We start from the raw sequence: 16,748 nt of genomic DNA, 5'->3' as shown, positions 1-16,748 counted from the left end.
TAGAGAAGCCGATAGATTGATATCGGTTTTTTTCTAAATTTGTCAAAATGCTGATTTTAAGGTATAATAGTTGCTGTTCGAGAAATTTTGATTTTCAAAGAATAGTGAATGATTATAAGGAGAAACCATGAACAACCTACCAAATTGCCCAAAATGTAACTCAGAGTATGTCTACGAAGACGGTGCCCTACTGGTTTGCCCAGAGTGTGCTTATGAGTGGAATCCTGCTGAAGTTGCAGATGTAGAAGAGGGCCTTGTTGCTATCGATGCCAACGGGAATAAATTGGCTGACGGTGATACAGTAACTCTCATCAAGGACTTAAAAGTAAAAGGTGCGCCAAAAGATTTGAAACAAGGGACGCGCGTGAAGAATATCCGCATCGTAGAGGGCGACCACAATATCGACTGTAAAATTGATGGCTTTGGTGCCATGAAACTCAAATCAGAGTTTGTGAAGAAAATTTAAGCATGTCAAAACACTATAAACTTGTATTTTATAGCCGTATCTTCTTGTTTCTAGCGGCTTTTACGGGAGTTTATCTTGAAATCGCCAAGCATGGTGGATTTGGGATGTTGCTCTATTATACGGTTCTGTCCAACCTTTTAGTCGCGATTTTTACGCTCTATCTCCTAAAGGTTATGAGCCGTTTAGGTGAAAACTGGCAAAGACCAAGTCTCTTGCGCTTAAAAGGTGGGGTCACCATGAGTATCATGATTACCTGTGTGATTTACCATTTCCTCTTGGCACCCATTGCGACTAATTTCTATACTCTAGAAAATTTCCTTTGCCACTATATCGTTCCCCTCTGGTTTTTAGCAGATACCCTCTTTTTTGACAAACAGGGTCAATACAAGATTTGGGATCCAATTGTGTGGACGATTTTACCCTTGCTTTATATGATTTTTGCTCTTTTTAATGGCTTGGTACTGAAACTTGATGTTCCTAATTCTAAGGTCAGTCCCTTCCCTTACTTCTTTTTGAATGTGAACAAGGGTTGGGATGTCGTGTTCAAGTGGTGTCTGATTATCTTTGTTGCCTATATGGTGGCAGGATTTATCTTCTACTTTATTAAGCAAATCAAGAGAAAGTCATCCTAATACTCTTCGAGAATCTCTTCAAATCACGTCAGTTTCGCCTTGCCGTATATATAGTTACTGACTTCGTCAGTTTCATCTACAACCTCAAAACCATGTTTTGAGCTGACTTCGTCAGTTCTATCTACAACCTCAAAGCAGTGCTTTGAGCAACCTGCGGCTAGCTTCCTAGCTTCCTAGTTTGCTCTTTGATTTTCATTGAGTATAAGACACAAGGGATTCATTTTCGAGTTTAAGAAGGAGTCTGTACACTAAAGAGGCTTCTTCTTTTCTTGCTTGTTTGATAACTATCAAAAGAGACAGAAGATTAAGAGAAAATATAGAAAGAGATTTCATGAAACAATTTTTAGAACGGGCCAGTATTTTGGCTCTCTCCCTCGTTTTGATTACATCCTTTTCCATCTCGAGTGCCCTGCCAGCCATGTTTGACTATTATCAAGGTTATCCTAAGGAACAAATTGAGCTCTTGGCGAGCTTGCCTTCCTTTGGAATCATGATTATGTTATTACTAAATGGTTTCTTAGAAAAAATATTTCCTGAGCGCTTACAGATCAGTTTGGGATTGCTGATTTTATCACTAAGTGGAACGGCTCCCTTTTGGTACCAAGCTTATCCTTTTGTCTTTGGAACACGGATTCTTTTTGGTTTGGGTGTTGGGATGATTAATGCCAAGGCCATTTCCATTATCAGTGAACGCTATCAAGGAAAAACGCGAATTCAGATGCTAGGGTTACGTGGTTCTGCAGAGGTCGTTGGAGCTTCTCTCATTACCTTAGCAGTCGGCCAGTTGTTAGCTTTTGGTTGGACAGCTACCTTCCTAGCCTATAGTGCTGGATTTTTGGTGCTAACCCTTTATCTGCTCTTTGTCCCTTATGGAAAGGAAAAGAAAGAAGTCAAGAAAAAGGAGAAGGAAGCAAGTCGCTTAACTCGGGAAATGAAAGGCTTGATTTTTATCCTAGCTATTGAAGCAGCAGTTGTAGTTTGTACCAATACGGCTATTACCATCCGTATTCCAAGTTTGATGGTGGAAAGAGGACTTGGAGATGCCCAGTTATCTAGTTTTGTTCTTAGTGTCATGCAGTTGATTGGGATTGTGGCTGGTGTGAGTTTTTCTTTCTTGATTTCTATCTTTAAAGAGAAACTGCTCCTCTGGTCTGGTATTGCCTTCGGCTTAGGGCAAATCGTGATTGCCCTGTCTCCATCCTTGTGGGTGGTAGTGGCAGGAAGCATTCTTGCTGGTTTTGCCTACAGTGTAGCCTTGACGACGGTCTTTCAACTTGTCTCTGAACGAATTCCAGCTAAACTCCTCAATCAAGCAACTTCATTTGCTGTATTAGGCTGTAGTTTCGGAGCCTTTACGACCCCATTTGTTCTAGGTGCAATTGGCTTACTAACTCACAATGGCATGTTGGTCTTTAGTATCTTAGGAGGGTGGTTGATTGTAACCTCTATCTTTGTCATGTACTTACTTCAAAAGAGAGCTTAGGATTGGTTTCCTAAGTTTTTCTTTTTGTGAATTTTGTACCCAGACAATATTTGTTTTAGAATCTTGTTTACAGATTATTTTCTTGATAAAATAGAAGTTATGACAAGATACAAAGCAACTATTTCCTATGACGGTTACGCCTTTGCTGGTTTTCAACGCCAGCCTCATGCGCGTAGCGTTCAGGAAGAAATTGAAAAAACCTTGACCAGGTTAAATAAAGGGGGAGCCATTACTGTTCACGGTGCTGGTAGGACTGATAGTGGGGTTCATGCTTTGGGACAGGTGATTCATTTTAACCTGCCTTATCAAATGGATGAGGAGAAGCTCCGTTTTGCTCTAGACACTCAGTCCCCTGAAGATATTGATGTGATTTCGATTGAGCTTGTGGCGGATGATTTTCATTGCCGTTATGCTAAGCATAGCAAGACCTATGAGTTTATTGTGGATAGAGGACGTCCCAAGAATCCTATATGCCGTCACTATGCCACTCACTTTCCCTACCCACTCGATGTGGAACGCATGCAGATTGCAATCAAAAAGTTAGAGGGAACCCATGATTTCACTGGTTTTACAGCCTCTGGGACTAGTGTAGAGGATAAGGTTCGCACCATCACAGAAGCTAGTTTAGCAGTTGATGAGACAGGTCAGTTTTTGACCTTTACCTTTTCAGGAAATGGTTTCTTGTATAAGCAGATTCGAAATATGGTGGGGACACTGCTCAAAATCGGAAATAATCGTATGCCAGTGGAGCAGATTGACCTCATCTTGGAGAAAAAGGACAGGCAGCTTGCAGGTCCCACTGCAGCACCAAATGGTTTGTATTTAAAGGAGATTCGTTATGAAGAATAATCGTATTTTAGCACTTTCTGGGAATGATATTTTTAGTGGTGGTGGCCTGTCAGCTGATTTGGCTACCTATACCTTGAACGGCTTGCATGGTTTTGTAGCAGTGACTTGTTTGACAGCCTTGACGGAAAAGGGCTTTGAAGTCTTTCCAACTGACGATACCATTTTTCAACATGAATTAGATAGCTTGCGTGATGTGGAGTTTGCAGGGATTAAGATTGGTCTTCTCCCTACTGTCAGTGTGGCTGAGAAGGCATTGGACTTTATCAAGCAACGCCAAGGAGTTCCTGTGGTATTGGACCCTGTCTTGGTCTGCAAGGAAACGCACGACGTAGCAGTTAGTGAACTCTGCCAAGAGTTGATTCGCTTTTTCCCTCATGTCAGTGTGATTACGCCTAATCTTCCTGAAGCAGAATTATTGGCTGGTCAGGAAATCAAAACCTTGGAAGACATGAAAGTTGCAGCGCAGAAATTGCATGAATTAGGAGCGCCAGCAGTCATTATCAAGGGAGGCAATCGCCTTAGTCAGGACAAGGCTGTAGATGTCTTTTATGACGGACAAACCTTTACAGTCCTAGAAAATCCTGTCATCCAAGGCCAAAATGCTGGTGCAGGTTGTACCTTTGCCTCAAGCATTGCCAGTCACTTGGTTAAAGGTGATGAACTTTTACCAGCAGTAGAAAGTTCTAAAGCTTTCGTTTATCGTGCCATTGCACAAGCAGATCAATATGGAGTAAGACAATATGAAGCAAACCAAAACAACTAAAATCGCCCTTGTATCCCTATTAACCGCCCTTTCTGTGGTTCTAGGTTATTTCTTAAAAATTCCAACACCGACAGGAATTCTAACTCTCTTAGATGCGGGTGTCTTCTTTACGGCCTTTTACTTTGGTAGTCGTGAAGGAGCTGTAGTCGGAGGACTAGCAGGTTTCTTGATTGACCTCTTATCAGGCTACCCTCAGTGGATGTTCTTTAGCTTGGTCAACCATGGCTTGCAGGGATTTTTTGCAGGATTTAAAGGGAAAACTCAGTGGTTAGGCCTCGTTTTGGCAACTATTGCCATGGTAGGGGGCTACGCCTTGGGTTCTACATTGATGAATGGCTGGGCAGCAGCCCTACCAGAAATTTTACCAAATTTCATGCAAAATATGGTAGGGATGATTGTAGGATTTATTCTTAGTCAAAGTATCAAGAAGATTAAGTAAAGAGGCTGAGTCAAAAGTCTTTCAAATAAGAAAAACGCATAGTATCAGGTGTTGAAAGCTTGATACTATGCGTTTTATTGTGGGAAGATTTTCGAAAAATATTAATCAAAATAAAGCAAGTCTTTGCTGGTGCTTGTAAAGAGGTCGAAGCCATCCTTGGTAACAACACCGCAGTCTTCAATACGGACACCGACTTTACCAGGGATATAGATACCTGGTTCAACAGAGAAGCACATGCCTTCTTCGATGACCATGTCGTTTCCTTCCATGATAGATGGGAATTCGTGGACATCCATACCGATACCGTGACCAAGACGGTGGTTGAAGTACTCGCCGTAACCAGCTTTTTCAATGACCTCACGGGCCGCGCGGTCCACTTCATGAGCAGTCACACCTGGCTTGATAAAGTCAAGAGCAGCTTGTTGGGCTTCAAGAGTTAAGTTGTAAATATCTTTCTTGAATTGGTCTGGTTTGCCGACAGCGACCGTACGAGTCATATCTGACGCATAGCCGTTGACTAGAACACCAAGGTCAAAGAGGAGAAGAGCATTATTTTCAACCTTATTTGCTGCTGGAATGCCGTGTGGATTTGCAGCATTATCACCTGTCAAGACCATGGTGTCAAAGCTCATTTCATAGCCTTCACGTTTCATAGCAAAGTCAATTTGAGCGATGATATCTGTCTCAGTCTTATCAAGAGAAATATTGTCAAAACCAACCTTAACTGCCTTGTCAGCATAGAGACCTGCAATCATCATTTTTTGCACTTCGTCAGCTGATTTGATGAGGCGCATGCGTTGGATACGAGGAGTGAGGTTGTTAAACTCAGCAGTTTCAAAAACTGTTTTCAAGCCATGATATTTGGTCAAGATGAGATTGTCAAACTCAACAGCGACACGTTTGAAGTCAAGTTGTGGAAGAGCATGTTTCATTTTTTGCCATGGATTTTCAGAGTCCACATAGCCCACAACTGGGAAGGAAACAGTGCTGCTCGCACGCTCCACTTCAAGGGCTGGGACAAAAAGGAGGGGTTCCTGATCCGCTAGGACAAAAAGGAACATTTGGCGTTCATGGGGATCACTGTAAAAGCCAGTGAGGTAATTGATTGTGACGGGGTCAGATACGACAGCGACGTCTAGTTTTTCTGATTCAAGATATGTTACGATTTGTTGTAATTTAGACATATGCTACCTTCTTTCTACCCCTCTATTTTGGCAAAAAATGAGAGAAAATGCAAGGGAGAAGGGTAAAAGAACAGACAAAAAGAACTCCGACAAGATAACGGAGTTCTTTGATATCATTTTCCTTTGTTTAAGAAAAGTCAGCCTTGCTTTTGACATCACTGTATTCTTCAGCGATTTCTTGGCTGAGAATGTCCTTATAAGCAGGGAGTTGAATGTCCTGACCATATTTCTTCTTGAGGGCAGTAGTGACTAGGCGATAAGCTAGATTGGCATTACGAGAGAGGATAGGCCCATGGAAGTAGGAACCAAAGACATTCTTATAATGAACACCTTCGCCGACTTTTTCTTCGTTATTTCCATTTCCATAGACAACCTGTCCCAGCGGTTTTTGATCATCTGAGAGGAAGGTACGGCCCTGATGATTTTCAAAACCATAGTAGGTTTCATCGAAATCTTCATTGTGAATCTTGATGTCCCCGATAAAACGGTTATTGGTCTGATTGAGGGTGTAGTGGCCCATGACCCCTAGTCCTTCGATGCGTCTCCCTGAAGCTTCAACATAATATTGGCCCAATAGTTGGAAACCACCGCAGATAGCCAGAACCACACCGTCGTTTTGGATGTAGTTGTCAATGCTCTCTTTTTTAGCAGGTAGGTCGTCTGCAATGATACTCTGTTCAAAGTCTTGACCACCACCGAAAAAGGCAATGTCGTAGTGATTTTCATCAAAGTTATCATGGAGAGAAACGATGTCAACCGTCACATGGGCTCCCAGTTTTTCAGCCACATACTTGAGCATGAGGATGTTTCCATTGTCCCCATAGGTATTCATGAGATTTCCGTAGAGGTGGGCAATGTTGAGCTGATAGGGGTAATTGCTAGCTTTTGAGGAAAGTGAAGTATAAACCATTAGTTCATCTCCTTTCTAACAATCTGACGACTAGCCAGCAGTTCGCGGAATTCAAGCATAGCAGTATAGGTAGCTAGAATATAAGCATGCTTGCAGTCTTGGTTCTCAATGGTCTTAAGAACTTGCTCCAGACTACTTGTTTCAGTAATTTTATCAGCTGGATAGCCAGTTACTCGTAGACGACGTGCGATTTCAGAATGGCGAACACCGCCAGCGTTGATTTCGGGAATGTCCATGTCAGTGATTTGTTCAAAATCAGCATCCCAGATCCAGCTGGTGTCAATGCCGTCTGCATAGTTAGCGTTAAGGAGGACAGATAGACTAAATGGATAAGGTGCTAGTTTAATCATTTCGATAGCTTGGGTCGCACCGACTGGATTTTTAATCAAGACGAGGGTGCATTCCTTGTCACCGATATGGAAGGTTTCTTGGCGTCCAAAGACTGCACGGCTCTTGTCAAATCCCTGCTTGATGAGTTGTGGATTTGCACCAAGGAAACGGGCGATAGCAACTGCAGCTAGGGCGTTGTAGATATTGTAGAGACCACCGATTTGGATACCATATTCTTGGCCGTCTATGACAAAGCGAGAGCGATTGTTGGTCAACTCAACTAGTTCTGTCAAGCGATAGTTGAGATCAGGACGTTTGCAGCCACAATTTTCACAGATATAGGCCCCCAAGTTGGCATAGGTATTGTGCTCATATTTGAGGATGCCTTGGCAGTCAGGGCAGAGGATTCCTTCGGTATTATAGTGAGCCAGCTGGGCTGGACCTTTCTCCAAGTCAAAACCAAAATACTCTACAGGATTTGGAATAGCTGGCTTGTAGAAAAGTGGACTGTCTCCATTAAGAAGAACAGTGGCAGTAGGCACCTTACGAATGGCATCCAAAATCATCTTGTAAGTTGTGTAAATCTCACCATAGCGGTCCATCTGGTCACGGAAAATATTAGTAATAACAAATAAGCTTGGCTTGATGTAGTCACAGATACGAGATAGACTGGCTTCGTCGATTTCTAGGACGGCAATATTTTTCCCAGTTTTAGAAGATTTGGCTGTTAAGAAGGTTGTCGCAATTCCTGTAATCATGTTGGCACCGCTTGGGTTGGTCAGAACTTGACCATAAACCTCTTTTAAAATGCCGACAGTGAGAGCAGTTGTCAAGGTTTTTCCGTTGGTTCCAGTCACTACGACAATCTCGTAGTTCTTAGCTAGGTTTTGTAAAATATCTTTATCGAATTGAAGGGCAAGTTTTCCTGGAAGCGTACTTCCACGGCCAAGACGGCTTAAAATGAAGTGGGAAGAACGCCCAGCAAGAAGGCCCAAAGTAGTTTTTAATTTCATGTTTCTATTATATCATAAAAGAAGGAAAAGACAGATTTGAGATTCCGCAGAAGTAAAAACAGCCCAAGGAGGGCTGTTCGATACGATTAAATCTCAACTTAAATCGCAAACAAGTCATTCAAGTTCTCAGCCAAGGTTGGGTGAGTGAAGATTTGTTTTGTGAAGTAAGTGTAAGGAATTTTGTTGTCCATAGCAACAGTGATGATGTTGATGATTTCTTGAGAACCTTCTGAGAAGATGCTTGCTCCAAGAATTTCTTTTGTTTCAGTATTAACAACAGCTTTGAAAGCTCCGCGAAGGTCTCCGTTTACGTGACCACGAGGCATTGCTGCAACAGGGATTTCTTTCACTGCGTATGGAAGTTTCAAATCAGCTGCTTGGCTTTCAGTCAAACCAACTTGTGAAAGTGCAGGTGTGATGAACATAGTATTTGGTACATTGAGACGGTCTTCAAGTGTGTAGCTGCCATCTCCAGCAAGGTAGCTGTAAACAACACGGAAGTCATCAAGTGAAATGTAAGTAAATTGAAGGCCACCGTTGACATCTCCAACTGCAAAGACACCAGGAACGTTTGTTTGACAATGTTTGTCTACTTTAATAGCACCACGTTCAGTTAGTTCAATATCTGTATTTTCAAGTTGAAGTGGTTCTACGTTTGGTTTACGTCCTGTTGCGTAGAGAAGGGCATCGAAACGGTAAGTTTCGTTTTCAGTCACAACGAGCACTTGGTCACCGTCGTTTTTGATTTCAGTAGTACGGATATTTTGAAGCAATTCAATACCGTCTTCTTCCATGTATTGTTTAGCAAGAGCTGCGATGGAAGGTTCTGCACGAGGAAGGAAAGTATCCAAGGCATCTAGGACTGTAACCTTGCTTCCAAGTTTGTTGTATAGGCCGGCAAATTCAAGACCGATATTTCCACCACCAAGGACTCCAAGGTTTTCAGGTAATTTGTCCAAGTTTTGGATACCTGTTGAGTCAAAGACGTTTTTGCTTGTAGCAAGTCCAGGGATTGGCAAGACGTTTGAAACAGCACCAGTGTTGATGACGATTGTTTCAGCAGTCAGTTCTTTCTTTTCATCACCAGCTTGGATTTCGATGACTTTATTTGAAAGGAAGTGAGCTTCCGCATCAAAGATATCGACGCCTGTACCAGCAACAGTCGCATAGTTTTTACCGTTGAGGCGACTAGTGATAGTGTTTTTGGTAGCAATCACTTCTTCAAAAGACAAGTCTTTCTCAGCAGCAACCAGCAAAGTTTTAGTTGGGATACAACCAATGTTGATACAAGTTCCACCGTACATAGCTTTGCTACGTTCAACGAGGGCAACTTTTTTACCAGCTGAAGCCAATTTACCTGCTAGTGTTTTACCAGCTTTACCAAATCCGATAACGATTAAATCATAAGTTAACATTTAGAGTTCCTCCTATTCGAATTTCATTCTAGCATAAGAAAAAAACTTTTGCACAATTCTGCTACGCTTTAAAAAAGTTTATGAAATAGTGGAAATTTCATCCTTATTTTCTCTGAAAAATCGTTTACATGAGTTTATCGATAGATTGGGCTATCTTTTGCTTCTCTCTTGTGTTATACTAGATAGGTTGCAAAGAAAACAGTACTTTTCTTTTGTGGAAAAGAAGCAACACGATTTTATATCCAGTATATGAAAATACGTCATAAAAAGAAAAGTATAAACTAAGCCCTATAGGGTGGCTTCGCACCACCTTTAGAAAGAAGAATATCGTGAAATTTAATGAATTAAACTTGTCTGCTGATTTGCTAGCAGAGATTGAAAAAGCTGGTTTTGTAGAAGCCAGTCCGATCCAAGAACAAACCATTCCCTTGGCCCTTGAAGGCAAGGACGTTATCGGTCAAGCTCAGACTGGTACAGGAAAAACTGCAGCCTTTGGCTTGCCTACCCTTGAAAAAATCCGTACAGAAGAAGCGACCATCCAAGCTTTGGTCATCGCTCCAACTCGTGAACTCGCTGTCCAAAGTCAAGAAGAACTCTTCCGCTTTGGCCGTAGCAAGGGAGTCAAAGTCCGTTCAGTATATGGCGGATCAAGCATTGAAAAACAAATTAAAGCTCTTAAATCTGGTGCCCATATCGTGGTGGGAACTCCAGGCCGCCTCTTGGATTTGATTAAACGCAAGGCCTTGAAATTACAAGATATTGAAACTCTTATCCTTGACGAAGCGGATGAAATGCTCAACATGGGCTTCCTTGAAGACATTGAAGCTATTATCTCCCGTGTCCCTGAAAACCGTCAAACTTTGCTTTTCTCAGCAACTATGCCAGATGCCATCAAACGTATCGGTGTTCAGTTTATGAAAGACCCTGAGCACGTGAAGATTGCTGCTAAGGAATTGACAACAGAATTGGTTGACCAATACTATATCCGAGTTAAAGAACAAGAAAAATTTGATACCATGACTCGTCTCATGGATGTGGAACAACCAGAACTTGCTATCGTATTTGGTCGTACCAAACGCCGTGTAGATGAATTGACTCGTGGTTTGAAAATCCGTGGCTTCCGTGCAGAAGGAATTCATGGCGACCTAGACCAAAACAAACGTCTTCGTGTCCTTCGTGACTTTAAAAATGGCAATCTTGATGTTTTGGTTGCAACAGACGTTGCAGCGCGTGGCTTGGATATTTCAGGTGTGACCCATGTCTATAACTACGATATTCCACAAGATCCTGAAAGCTATGTTCACCGTATCGGTCGTACAGGTCGTGCTGGTAAGTCAGGTCAGTCTATTACTTTCGTATCACCAAATGAAATGGGCTACCTCCAAATCATTGAAAACTTGACTAAGAAACGCATGAAAGGTCTCAAACCTGCAAGTGCAGAAGAAGCCTTCCAAGCTAAAAAGCAGGTAGCTCTCAAGAAAATCGAGCGTGATTTTGCAGATGAGACTATCCGTGCCAACTTTGAGAAATTTGGTAAGGATGCTCGTAAGCTAGCTGCCGAATTTACTCCAGAAGAATTGGCAATGTATATCTTGAGTCTGACTGTTCAAGATCCAGATAGCCTTCCAGAAGTGGAGATTGCACGTGAAAAACCACTACCGTTTAAACCATCAGGTAATGGCTTCGGTGGTAAAGGTAAGGGAGGTCGTCGTGGAGATGACCGTCGTGATAATCGCCGTGGAGACAACCGTCGTGGTGGTCGTCGTGATGATTTCAAAAAAGGAAGTCGTGGCAACGATCGTTTTGATAAGGAAAAACGTTACCGTAAAGATAATAAAAAACCACGCAATACTTCAAGCGAAAAGCAAACAGGCTTTGTTATTCGTAACAAGGGCGATAAATAAGAAAAAGCGGTTCAAAATGAATCGCTTTTTTATATAAGGAGACCGAATGGAAAAGAAAGATAAATAAAATAGATATATTATCTTCTTGTAATATTATAATACACAAAAATAAGGGGCTTGTCAATAGAAAAGAAGCAATTTAATTAAAAATATTCTTGTTTTTTCAAATTGCAATTAAATAAGCAATTTTCAGATAATAATTGAAAATTCAAGCTGTTTATGTTATAATGATAGCGATTAAATTCGAGGTGAAAAATGGCACATTTATTAGAAAAAACTAGAAAAATTACTTCTATCCTGAAGCGCTCAGACGAGCAGTTGCAGGAAGAGCTTCCCTACAATGCGATTACCCGTCAATTGGCAGATATTATTGACTGTAACGCCTGTATCGTTAATAGCAAGGGACGTCTCCTTGGCTATTTTATGCGTTACAAAACTAATACAGATCGTGTAGAGCAATTCTTCCAAACTAAAATTTTCCCGGATGACTACATTCAAGGTGCGAACATGATTTACGATACAGAAGCCAATCTGACAGTTGATCATGATTTGAGTATTTTCCCTGTGGAAAGTCGTGCCGACTTTCCAGATGGTTTGACGACTATTGCACCGATTCATGTATCAGGGATTCGCCTTGGTTCTTTGATTATTTGGCGCAATGATAAAAAATTCGAAGACGAGGATTTGATTCTTGTTGAGATTGCGAGTACCGTTGTTGGGATTCAACTCCTTAATTTCCAACGTGAAGAAGATGAGAAAAATATCCGCCGCCGTACTGCTGTTACCATGGCGGTTAATACCCTTTCTTATTCCGAACTCCGTGCTGTTTCAGCAATTTTAGGGGAATTAAATGGAAATGAAGGGCAGTTGACTGCGTCTGTAATTGCAGACCGCATCGGAATCACCCGTTCTGTGATTGTCAATGCCCTTCGTAAACTTGAATCTGCAGGAATTATTGAAAGTCGCTCACTTGGAATGAAGGGAACCTATCTTAAGGTCTTGATTTCAGATATTTTTGAAGAAGTGAAGAAAAGAGATTACTAATGACTAAGGCTTTGATTTCGATTGATTATACAGAAGATTTTGTTGCAGATAGTGGAAAATTGACAGCAGGTGCTCCAGCTCAGGCGATTTCGGAAGCTATTAGCAAGGTGACTCGATTAGCTTTTGAACGCGGAGATTATATCTTCTTTACCATCGATGCTCACGAAGAAAACGATTGTTTCCATCCAGAAAGCAAGTTGTTTCCTCCTCACAATTTGATTGGGACTAGTGGACGGAATTTATACGGAGATTTGGGGACCTTTTATCAAGAGCATGGTTCAGACAGTCGTATCTTTTGGATGGATAAACGCCATTACTCAGCTTTTTCAGGGACTGACCTGGATATCCGTTTGAGAGAGCGTCGAATTTCTACAGTTATTTTAACCGGAGTTTTGACGGATATCTGTGTCCTGCATACAGCTATAGATGCTTATAATCTAGGATATGACATCGAGATTGTTAAACCAGCTGTTGCTTCCATCTGGCCTGAAAATCACCAATTTGCCCTTGGACATTTCAAAAATACACTTGGAGCTAAGTTAGTAGATGAAAATCTAAATGAAATTTCTGAGTAATTTGGTTGATGAAATGAAAAAAATTGAAAAAAAGTGTTGACAAGCATCCTAAAAGTTGATATACTAGTAAAGTAATCGACGCGGGGATGGCGGAATTGGCAGACGCGCAGGACTAAGGATCCTGTGACCGCTTTAGGTCGTGAGGGTTCAAGTCCCTCTCTCCGCATAGGATAAGAGTTAGCTTAGGCTAGCTCTTTTGTTTTCATCTAATTCAAGTAGAGCAAAAAAATTTTGCTCTTTTTTTGTATTTCATAAACATTTCATATTTGGGTTTTATAATAGTCTTACAAATATGGAGGTGACAAATGAATCCAATCCAAAGAGCTTGGGCTTATGTCAGCAGAAAACGACTGAGAAGTTTTATTTTATTTCTGATTTTGTTTGTCCTATTGGCTGGAATTTCAGCCTGTTTGACGCTGATGAAGTCCAACAAAACAGTTGAAACCAATCTTTACAAATCACTCAACACATCTTTTTCTATTAAGAAGATAGAAAATGGTCAGACCTTCAAGTTGTCAGATCTAGCATCTGTCAGCAAGATTAAGGGACTGGAAACTGTTTCTCCTGAACTGGAGACGGTCGCAAAACTAAAAGACAAGGAAGCAGTGAGTGGCGAGCAGAGCGTGGAGCGTGATGATTTGTCAGCTGCGGACAAGAACTTGGTTAGCTTAACAGCTCTTGAGGATTCATCCAAGGATGTGACCTTTACCAGCTCGGCTTTCAATCTAAAAGAAGGGCGACACCTTCAAAAAGGGGATGCAAAGAAAATCATCATTCACGAAGTGCTGGCTAAGAAGAATAGTCTTTCGCTTCATGACAAGATTGTCTTAGATGCTGGACAGTCAGAATCTGGAAAAGGGCAAACAGTAGAGTTTGAGATTGTTGGCATCTTTTCTGGTAAAAAACAAGAGGAATTCACAGGCTTGTCTTCTGACTTCAGTGAAAACCAGGTCTTTACAGACTATGAAAGTAGCCAAAGTCTTTTGGGAAATGGTGAATCTCTAGTCAGTGCAGCTCGCTTCTATGTAGAAAATCCTAAGGAAATGGACGAACTCATGGAGCAGGTGGAAAACTTGTCCTTAGAAAATCAAGGTTACCAAGTTGAGAAGGAAAATAAGGCCTTTGAACAAATCAAGGATTCAGTTGCAACCTTCCAAACCTTTCTGACCATCTTCCTTTATGGGATGTTGATAGCAGGAGCAGGGGCCTTAATTCTGGTTTTGTCTCTCTGGTTGAGAGAAAGGGTCTACGAAGTGGGAATTTTACTGGCACTTGGAAAAGGCAAGAGCTCGATCTTCCTACAGTTCTGTTTAGAGGTAGTTTTGGTATCTCTCGGTGCTTTGCTTCCAGCATTTGCTGCAGGAAACACAATCACATCCTACCTACTCCAAACTCTACTAGCAAGTGGAGATCAAGCAGTCTTACAAGACACGCTAGCCAAAGCAAGTGGTCTATCAAGTAGTTTATTATCTTTTGCAGAATCCTATGTTTTTCTAGTTCTGCTTAGTTGCTTGTCTGTAGCCCTTTGTTTCCTATTCTTATTTAGAAAATCACCGAAAGAAATTTTATCATCTATTAGTTAAGAAGGAGAAATCATGACTTTATTACAATTACAAGATGTTACCTACCGTTATAAGAACACTGCTGAAGCAGTCCTATATCAGATCAATTATCATTTTGAACCCGGGAAATTTTACAGTATTATTGGGGAGTCAGGAGCAGGAAAATCCACACTCTTGTCCCTACTTGCTGGTCTAGATAGTCCGGTTGAAGGTTCTATCCTTTTCCAAGGAGAGGATATTCGTAAGAAGGGTTATTCTTACCATCGCATGCACCATATTTCCCTGGTATTTCAAAATTATAACTTGATAGATTATCTTTCTCCACTGGAAAATATCCGCTTGGTCAACAAAAAGGCAAGCAAGGATACACTGCTTGAGCTTGGTTTGGATGAAAGTCAGATCAAGCGGAATGTTCTCCAGTTATCAGGGGGTCAACAGCAACGTGTTGCCATTGCTCGTAGTTTGGTCTCAGAAGCTCCAGTTATTCTAGCGGATGAGCCAACGGGAAATCTGGACCCTAAAACTGCTGGAGATATTGTCGAACTGCTCAAATCACTTGCTGAGAAAACAGGTAAATGTGTCATCGTCGTAACTCACAGCAAAGAAGTAGCACAAGCGTCAGATATTACACTTGAGTTGAAGAACAAGAAACTAACTGAAACTCGCAATACTACGAAATAATATGAACTTTTTCTGTTAGAACTATAAAATAGAACAAAATCTAGAAAGGGAACCTATGTTACACAACGCATTTGCCTATGTTACAAGGAAGTTTTTCAAATCGATTGTCATCTTCCTGATTATTCTCCTCATGGCGAGCTTGAGTTTGGTTGGATTGTCAATCAAGGGAGCTACTGCCAAGGCTTCTCAGGAGACCTTTAAAAATATCACCAACAGTTTCTCCATGCAAATCAATCGTCGCGTCAATCAAGGAACGCCTCGTGGTGCTGGAAATATTAAGGGTGAAGACATCAAAAAAATCACCGAAAACAAGGCCATTGAATCTTATGTGAAACGCATCAATGCTATCGGAGATTTGACTGGCTATGACCTTATCGAAACGCCAGATACCAAGAAAAATCTGACACCTGACCGAGCTAAACATTTTGGAAGTAGCTTGATGATTACAGGTGTCAATGACTCCTCTAAAGAAGACAAGTTTGTCTCTGGTTCTTATAAGCTGGTCGAAGGTGAGCACCTAACAAACGACGACAAGGACAAGATCCTCCTGCACAAGGACTTGGCAGCCAAACACGGCTGGAAAGTAGGGGACAAGGTCAAACTGGACTCTAATATCTACGATGCAGACAATGAAAAAGGAGCCAAGGAAACAGTTGAAGTGACAATCAAGGGACTCTTTGATGGTCATAATAAGTCAGCAGTAACCTACTCACAAGAACTATACGAGAACACAGCTATCACAGACATCCATACAGCTGCTAAACTATATGGTTATACAGAAGACACAGCTATTTATGGGGACGCAACCTTCTTTGTAACAGCGGACAAGAACTTGGATGATGTTATGAAAGAGTTGAATGGCATCAGTGGTATCAACTGGAAGAGCTATACACTGGTGAAGAGCTCATCTAACTACCCAGCTCTTGAGCAATCCATCTCTGGTATGTACAAGATGGCCAACCTCCTCTTCTGGGGTAGCTTAAGCTTCTCAGTCCTTCTCCTTGCCCTCTTGCTCAGCCTTTGGATCAATGCCCGTCGCAAGGAAGTGGGAATTCTCCTCTCTATCGGTCTCAAGCAGGCAAGTATCTTGGGGCAATTTATCACTGAATCCATCTTTATTGCCATCCCTGCTCTTATTTCTGCTTACTTCCTAGCCAACTACACAGCTCGTGCAATCGGAAACACTGTTCTTGCCAATGTCACTTCAGGTGTTGCCAAGCAAGCTAGCAAGGCTGCTCAAGCTTCTAACCTTGGTGGTGGTGCAGAAGTAGATGGCTTTAGTAAGACCTTGTCGAGCCTAGACATTTCTATTCAGACATCGGACTTTATCATTGTCTTTGTCCTTGCCTTGGTTCTAGTGGTTATCGTTATGGCGCTTGCTTCAAGCAATCTCCTTAGAAAACAACCAAAAGAACTTCTGCTGGATAGTGAATAACAAACTTGCTACCTATTCTCTCCTAAATGGGGTATAATATAGGTAGCATTTTTATCTATTTTA

General features: G+C 41.5%; 16 protein-coding genes and 1 tRNA gene. 13 read left to right on the top strand and 4 right to left on the bottom strand.

Annotated elements, in window-relative coordinates; all coding sequences use genetic code 11:
• Positions 1–127 precede the first annotated feature (127 nt).
• The 6 genes from B7700_RS09910 to B7700_RS09880 all read left to right on the top strand — a co-directional run bounded on the left by B7700_RS09910 (position 128) and on the right by B7700_RS09880 (position 4,632).
• A complete protein-coding gene (locus B7700_RS09910; protein WP_001061596.1) occupies positions 128–466 on the top strand; it encodes a zinc ribbon domain-containing protein YjdM in 339 nt (112 codons plus the stop codon).
• 2 nt (positions 467–468) lie between these two features.
• On the top strand, positions 469–1,098 hold the full coding sequence (locus tag B7700_RS09905; protein ID WP_000033942.1) for a Pr6Pr family membrane protein: 630 nt from the start codon (positions 469–471) through the stop codon (positions 1,096–1,098).
• A 331-nt stretch (positions 1,099–1,429) separates the two neighbouring features.
• On the top strand, positions 1,430–2,581 hold the full coding sequence (locus B7700_RS09895; protein ID WP_084888667.1) for an MFS transporter: 1,152 nt from the start codon (positions 1,430–1,432) through the stop codon (positions 2,579–2,581).
• Positions 2,582–2,680: 99 nt separating this feature from the next.
• A complete protein-coding gene (truA, locus tag B7700_RS09890; RefSeq protein WP_084888664.1) occupies positions 2,681–3,430 on the top strand; it encodes a tRNA pseudouridine(38-40) synthase TruA in 750 nt (249 codons plus the stop codon).
• The gene (locus B7700_RS09885) at positions 3,420–4,193 is read left to right on the top strand and encodes a bifunctional hydroxymethylpyrimidine kinase/phosphomethylpyrimidine kinase (protein ID WP_084888663.1); all 774 of its coding nucleotides are present in this window, start codon (positions 3,420–3,422) and stop codon (positions 4,191–4,193) included. Before truA ends, B7700_RS09885 begins: the two co-directional genes overlap by 11 nt.
• Positions 4,171–4,632 (top strand): ECF transporter S component, encoded by a 462-nt coding sequence (locus B7700_RS09880; RefSeq protein ID WP_084888661.1) that lies wholly within the window; start codon positions 4,171–4,173, stop codon positions 4,630–4,632. The genes B7700_RS09885 and B7700_RS09880 overlap by 23 nt, the downstream gene beginning before the upstream one ends.
• Positions 4,633–4,733: 101 nt before the next feature.
• On the opposite strand, the gene B7700_RS09875 is transcribed toward B7700_RS09880, so the two are convergent.
• The 4 genes from B7700_RS09875 to B7700_RS09860 form a co-directional block, all read right to left on the bottom strand.
• On the bottom strand, positions 4,734–5,816 hold the full coding sequence (locus B7700_RS09875) for a M24 family metallopeptidase (protein WP_084888658.1): 1,083 nt from the start codon (positions 5,814–5,816) through the stop codon (positions 4,734–4,736).
• A 127-nt stretch (positions 5,817–5,943) separates the two neighbouring features.
• Positions 5,944–6,726, bottom strand: coding sequence for a lipid II isoglutaminyl synthase subunit GatD (gene gatD / locus B7700_RS09870; RefSeq protein ID WP_084888656.1), 783 nt, complete (start codon positions 6,724–6,726; stop codon positions 5,944–5,946).
• Positions 6,726–8,069, bottom strand: a complete 1,344-nt coding sequence (gene murT, locus B7700_RS09865; RefSeq protein WP_084888654.1) for a lipid II isoglutaminyl synthase subunit MurT — start codon at positions 8,067–8,069, stop codon at positions 6,726–6,728. Before murT ends, gatD begins: the two co-directional genes overlap by 1 nt.
• 98 nt (positions 8,070–8,167) lie before the next feature.
• Complete coding sequence (locus tag B7700_RS09860; protein ID WP_004255717.1) at positions 8,168–9,484, bottom strand: FAD-containing oxidoreductase; 1,317 nt, start codon at positions 9,482–9,484, stop codon at positions 8,168–8,170.
• 329 nt (positions 9,485–9,813) lie between these two features.
• On the opposite strand from B7700_RS09860, the gene cshA reads away from it, so the two are divergent.
• The 7 genes from cshA to vex3 all read left to right on the top strand — a co-directional run bounded on the left by cshA (position 9,814) and on the right by vex3 (position 16,685).
• The gene (gene cshA / locus B7700_RS09855) at positions 9,814–11,388 is read left to right on the top strand and encodes a degradosome RNA helicase CshA (protein ID WP_084888652.1); all 1,575 of its coding nucleotides are present in this window, start codon (positions 9,814–9,816) and stop codon (positions 11,386–11,388) included.
• 255 nt (positions 11,389–11,643) lie between these two features.
• Positions 11,644–12,432 (top strand): GTP-sensing pleiotropic transcriptional regulator CodY, encoded by a 789-nt coding sequence (gene codY, locus B7700_RS09845; RefSeq protein WP_000940721.1) that lies wholly within the window; start codon positions 11,644–11,646, stop codon positions 12,430–12,432.
• Positions 12,432–13,007 carry a cysteine hydrolase family protein gene (locus B7700_RS09840; protein ID WP_049524703.1) on the top strand — a complete coding sequence of 192 codons (576 nt, stop codon included), beginning with the start codon at positions 12,432–12,434 and terminating at the stop codon, positions 13,005–13,007. The genes codY and B7700_RS09840 overlap by 1 nt, the downstream gene beginning before the upstream one ends.
• Positions 13,008–13,087: 80 nt before the next feature.
• Positions 13,088–13,173: transfer RNA gene (locus B7700_RS09835), tRNA-Leu, on the top strand.
• Positions 13,174–13,312: 139 nt separating this feature from the next.
• Positions 13,313–14,590 (top strand): ABC transporter permease, encoded by a 1,278-nt coding sequence (locus B7700_RS09830; RefSeq protein WP_084888648.1) that lies wholly within the window; start codon positions 13,313–13,315, stop codon positions 14,588–14,590.
• 12 nt (positions 14,591–14,602) lie between these two features.
• Positions 14,603–15,250 carry an ABC transporter ATP-binding subunit Vex2 gene (gene vex2, locus B7700_RS09825; protein WP_084888646.1) on the top strand — a complete coding sequence of 216 codons (648 nt, stop codon included), beginning with the start codon at positions 14,603–14,605 and terminating at the stop codon, positions 15,248–15,250.
• A gap of 55 nt (positions 15,251–15,305) precedes the next feature.
• Positions 15,306–16,685, top strand: coding sequence for an ABC transporter permease subunit Vex3 (vex3, locus tag B7700_RS09820; protein ID WP_084888644.1), 1,380 nt, complete (start codon positions 15,306–15,308; stop codon positions 16,683–16,685).
• Positions 16,686–16,748: the final 63 nt, after the last annotated feature.

The sequence above is a fragment of the Streptococcus mitis genome (assembly GCF_002096755.1).
Classification (GTDB): Bacteria; Bacillota; Bacilli; order Lactobacillales; family Streptococcaceae; genus Streptococcus; species Streptococcus mitis_AC.
Note: the sequence above shows the minus strand (reverse complement) of the source record. Positions and strands in the feature narration are given on the sequence as shown.